Raw genomic sequence first — 4,096 nt, 5'->3', positions numbered from 1 at the left:
AAAAAGAACCACCTTCGCTCAGTTATGATTCGAGGCGCTGTATGTCAACTGCACCGTAAATGGTTTTTCTCTTTACTTCGCCTTTATCAACAACCAGGAAGCCGTCACGATCGAGAGCAGCAACAATAACCTCGCCTTTTTCATCATCTGCGCTATGGACGGTCTTAATTACTTCCCCATCAACTCGGACCACGTAGCGCTCTTTGCGAGGGTCTATCTTTCTTCCGGGATCATCATCCAATACTGTGATTCTCATGGGCGTTTCCTTTTAGGTGTGAGCCTGCCGCACGGTAATACCGCCCGAGAGGTAAACGCTACCTAACGGCATTACCCAAGCTCACCTCTCAAAGACTCTCTTAGGTGTGCGTGTGCGAAGCGCAATTAATATGTTCGATGAAAATAGAAAGTTGTGGTAAAGCTAAAATTCAACAATTGATATGGAGATTTTTAAGTGAGTGAAGAAGAGTTAAAAAAATATGTATTTTCTGAAACGGTAAAAATCATTTCCGCACTAACAGCTAAAAATGGTGGTTACGGAACCGCAATGTCGCTTTTCGACCGTGTGTACGAGGACCTAATGGAGCTCGCTGTTGAAAAGGGCCTTAAAGAGAAATGAGCAATTAACAGCAGGCATTCACTGAGTGCCTGCTGTTACCGTTTATCCCCTGTCGGGGATATTTTATTTTTATCCGCGATAGGGGATATTTTGCTTGCGATAGGCATACCCATCGTAATGGCAATAAAAAGCCGCCCGGAGGCGGCGTTATCACTTCACGAATCGTTGAAAACCTGTAGAGTTCGGGTCGTAGTCACCTTGTGGTTGGTCTTCAATTGGTGCCCAATGCTTAATCTTTTCGGTCGTATTATTAACGTCACCGAACAAATAGACCTGCCCTAAAGCATTCTTATCCCTATCGTAATGGGAATAACCCAATCCTTTATTGGTTGACAACAAAATCCATCCAGAGCGCTCTGGAATAGCTTCTTCAAACGTTTTCCACATAAAACCCTCGATATTAGTGAACTGTTGCCTTTCATATATGAGGGTTAAGTAATAAGAATCAACATCTGGCCATAGTTTCTGATGAATTAGATATCACATTATCAAACCCACCCGAAGATGAGCTTTGTAACGGCTACTTCTTCAGGAATGATTCGACGAATTCTCTCCGTGGATGCCGATAGTTGAGGATATCCTCTGGCATCTTCATAAAGCGGTTATTGCTGTCCTTGGCGGTAACAAAACAGCTGTGAATCCCGCAAACATTCGTTTTAACCGTGTCGTCATACTCAAATAGCAGTTGAGCCATCTTCTCTTGCCATTCAGTTGGCATGGCCTCCATGAATACACGAGGCATTACGCAGAACGCTGCGTATGACAGTCCAAACCATAGTTCCAGGTCTTTACGATCATCTTCATCCATCGTCTTTACCTTTTTTAACGTTTAAAAAAGCCCCGCTATTGCGAGGCTCTATTTCAGGCACTGCGTGGTGATGTATTCCTGCAGCGTTCTCAATGCTGTTTGGTCACTGATGATTCCGGATCGGATACCGAGAACGTTTCGTCCAGCAACGTCAGAGAGTTCGATGGTTTCATCATTGCCCATGCCGGAGGTGCTGGCGGTTTTGGCTGTGGCTGGCACTGGACACTTGCCTTTGACGTGCACCCGACCACCATTATCAAGCTTGCGCTGCAGAGCATCATTTTCAGCTTTTGCATCGCCGAGTTCCTTCGTGTATTTGGCATCCAGTGCAGCAACATCGCGCTGCCGGGTTGTCATGTCAGTGATAGTTGCGTTGGCCAGATTGAGTTTCTCAGTGGCCTTATCGCGCTGGTCTCTGTAGGTGATGGCGTTATCACGATAGTGGTTAATCGCCCATGCCATCGAAACCAGGAGGCAGATGACAACCACGCAGATGATTGCAGTGAGGCGGCTCATAGAAGAATTACTCCAACAAAGAGGAACCATCCCCACCCCGTCATTCCGAGGCATGCCAGTATTCCAGCAACAATGAAACAAATAATGCTTGGGCTCAATGGTCTATCCCCCAGCACGTTAGCGCGCTTTCCTGGTCACGGCGTTCGACCTGACCATAACAGCCGTTCTTCTGGCCTTTGGTCAGTCGGCAGTCTCGTCCACCATCTTTAATCCACCAGCGAATTGCTTCGCATGCGCCTTTACCGTCGCCAGCGTTAATGCGCTGATAGAACGTCGACGGGTAGCATTTACCAGGACCGATGTTGTAAGGACAAAACGATGCGATGCCAACTTTCTGCGGTTCAGTGAGCGGCACTTTGATATTTCGGTCCACCCATGCAAGCGCCTTGTCGCGCTCGATGGCATTCACTTTCTTGCACTGCGCCTCAGTAGCTCGCTGGCCTTTGATGACCGACTTGCCATCAATGACAGTTACACCGTGGCACAATGACCAGACACCGCCAGGATCGACGACAGCAACGAGCGCATTACCTTCTTTCTCACTGATAAACTGATCAAATAAAATCGGTGCTGATGCGCCAGCAGCAATCAGGGAGATCATTGCAGCGCTAAGCTTCGCTCTGTTTCCCATCACTCACCTCGCGCGGCTTTGCGCCGATCCTCTTTGATTTTGAAATAAAGATTTGTCAGGTACGTAAGCAAGCCGAAAAGCAGGCTACCTAAGACACCAATTGCCGCCCATTGAGATGGACTGACTTTATCTAGCACCTGGAACATCCAGAACCCGGCGTTTCCTGCTGATGCGCCATAGGCAATGCCTGTCGTTAGTTTGTCCATTCGGTACATGCTCTCACCTCGCGTTACTGGCGGGTGCTGTGTTAAGAAAATAAAAAAGCCACGCAAATGCGTAGCTCTCGAAGCGAAAAAAAAGCCACGCAGATGCGAGGCTCTATATGATTTAAGTCCGTGTCTAAGTGACCACTCTTAACACAGTATATATTTTTTCGCGTACGCGTTAGAATTATTTCTCTCGGAATAAAAAATTGATTATAAAGGATATATTGTGACTTATTTCAAAAAGAATGACATGACAGCAATGACACCGCAGGAATATGCCTCTGAGTGGAGTAAATCAAGCGAAGACCATAACAATGCTAACGATTACGCATGGATTTCATCGAACATCTCGGAATCATCATCTGTACTAGAGATAGGTTGTGGCAACGGCAATAGTACGATGAGCTTTTTATCAAGAGGCTGCAAAGTTGTGTGCGTCGAAATTAACGATACGCTAATTACGATGGCAGAGGAAAACATAACTAATGCAGGTTATAAAGTTGAGAGAATCGACATAACTCAAATTTCTAATATTGATTTATCCTCAGAAACTGATTGTTATCTCATACACGCCAGTGTATTTGATTCAGGTGTGTCATTATTGGCCTTGGTTTTTGATTACATAATGTTCTCGTTCTTCGGTGCCGCTCCTTTACATGCAGCAAATGAGCTCGAACAAGAAGTTGAAAACTTAGATATAGATTTTGCCAAGCAATATCGTGAAAAGGCAACTTTAAGGGCCCTAGAGCTGAAAATTATCAATGGCGATCAATGTAAACTATGCGTAGTAGACAGGATCCAACAACTTCAGGGTCATAGTAAATTTGAAATACGGAATGCCTATGCAGACGATTTATCTACTCGCCTAGCAATACCTATCAACCAAATAACGGTGAAAACAAAAGTTAACACCGCTATGCAGAAAACCACAAGCTCTGCCATGCAGTATATACACGACGGCTCAATGAACAGCTCTCGTGTCACCCCATTGATTGCTTTAGCTATCATTTAGAGGGTTAAGCGGTAGGTTGATGCCTACCGCTTAAAGCTATACTGAGCACATAATCAAGACGCCCATCACAAACCCTAATGCAGTTTGCAACTCCTTCCTGATTGTCCCATCAGAGCACTTCCGGCGTTTAGCGATAGACCTTAGTGAAATCCCAACAACGAAGTGAGCAATGATCAACTCGTATTCTTCCGGCTTATACTGCCTCAGTCGCGCTACGCAACCGTCGATCATAATGCCAGTATCATCATCGCACTGTGGGCGTGATTTTTTTCCATGTGGCAACAGGCTTTTAAAACCAGCAGCAATT

At 45.6% G+C, this 4,096-nt stretch carries 9 protein-coding genes; 2 read left to right on the top strand and 7 right to left on the bottom strand.

The window, feature by feature from the left end:
* Positions 1 to 22 precede the first annotated feature (22 nt).
* Complete coding sequence (locus ACKI5T_RS09235; RefSeq protein WP_407437130.1) at positions 23 to 256, bottom strand: hypothetical protein; 234 nt, start codon at positions 254 to 256, stop codon at positions 23 to 25.
* A 195-nt stretch (positions 257 to 451) separates the two neighbouring features.
* Between ACKI5T_RS09235 and ACKI5T_RS09230 the strand changes: the two genes are divergently transcribed.
* Positions 452 to 616: a hypothetical protein gene (locus ACKI5T_RS09230; RefSeq protein WP_407437129.1), complete on the top strand. Its 165-nt coding sequence runs from the start codon at positions 452 to 454 to the stop codon at positions 614 to 616.
* Between the two features lie 150 nt (positions 617 to 766).
* On the opposite strand, the gene ACKI5T_RS09225 is transcribed toward ACKI5T_RS09230, so the two are convergent.
* The 5 genes from ACKI5T_RS09225 to ACKI5T_RS09205 form a co-directional block, all read right to left on the bottom strand.
* On the bottom strand, positions 767 to 1,003 hold the full coding sequence (locus ACKI5T_RS09225) for a hypothetical protein (RefSeq protein WP_407437128.1): 237 nt from the start codon (positions 1,001 to 1,003) through the stop codon (positions 767 to 769).
* 133 nt (positions 1,004 to 1,136) lie between these two features.
* The gene (locus ACKI5T_RS09220) at positions 1,137 to 1,424 is read right to left on the bottom strand and encodes a hypothetical protein (protein WP_407437127.1); all 288 of its coding nucleotides are present in this window, start codon (positions 1,422 to 1,424) and stop codon (positions 1,137 to 1,139) included.
* 48 nt (positions 1,425 to 1,472) lie between these two features.
* Positions 1,473 to 1,940: a lysis protein gene (locus ACKI5T_RS09215; RefSeq protein ID WP_407437126.1), complete on the bottom strand. Its 468-nt coding sequence runs from the start codon at positions 1,938 to 1,940 to the stop codon at positions 1,473 to 1,475.
* A 94-nt stretch (positions 1,941 to 2,034) separates the two neighbouring features.
* Positions 2,035 to 2,571: a lysozyme gene (locus tag ACKI5T_RS09210; protein WP_407437125.1), complete on the bottom strand. Its 537-nt coding sequence runs from the start codon at positions 2,569 to 2,571 to the stop codon at positions 2,035 to 2,037.
* A complete protein-coding gene (locus tag ACKI5T_RS09205) occupies positions 2,571 to 2,786 on the bottom strand; it encodes a class II holin family protein (RefSeq protein WP_015959611.1) in 216 nt (71 codons plus the stop codon). Before ACKI5T_RS09205 ends, ACKI5T_RS09210 begins: the two co-directional genes overlap by 1 nt.
* 217 nt (positions 2,787 to 3,003) lie before the next feature.
* On the opposite strand from ACKI5T_RS09205, the gene ACKI5T_RS09200 reads away from it, so the two are divergent.
* The gene (locus tag ACKI5T_RS09200) at positions 3,004 to 3,789 is read left to right on the top strand and encodes a class I SAM-dependent methyltransferase (RefSeq protein ID WP_407437124.1); all 786 of its coding nucleotides are present in this window, start codon (positions 3,004 to 3,006) and stop codon (positions 3,787 to 3,789) included.
* Between the two features lie 36 nt (positions 3,790 to 3,825).
* Here the strand turns inward: ACKI5T_RS09200 and ACKI5T_RS09195 are convergent.
* Positions 3,826 to 4,096 (bottom strand): antiterminator Q family protein (locus tag ACKI5T_RS09195; protein WP_407437123.1); only part of this gene is annotated, 271 nt, incomplete at its 5' end.

The sequence above is a fragment of the Lelliottia sp. genome (assembly GCF_045627565.1).
Taxonomy (GTDB): domain Bacteria; phylum Pseudomonadota; class Gammaproteobacteria; order Enterobacterales; family Enterobacteriaceae; genus Enterobacter.
Note: the sequence above shows the minus strand (reverse complement) of the source record. Positions and strands in the feature narration are given on the sequence as shown.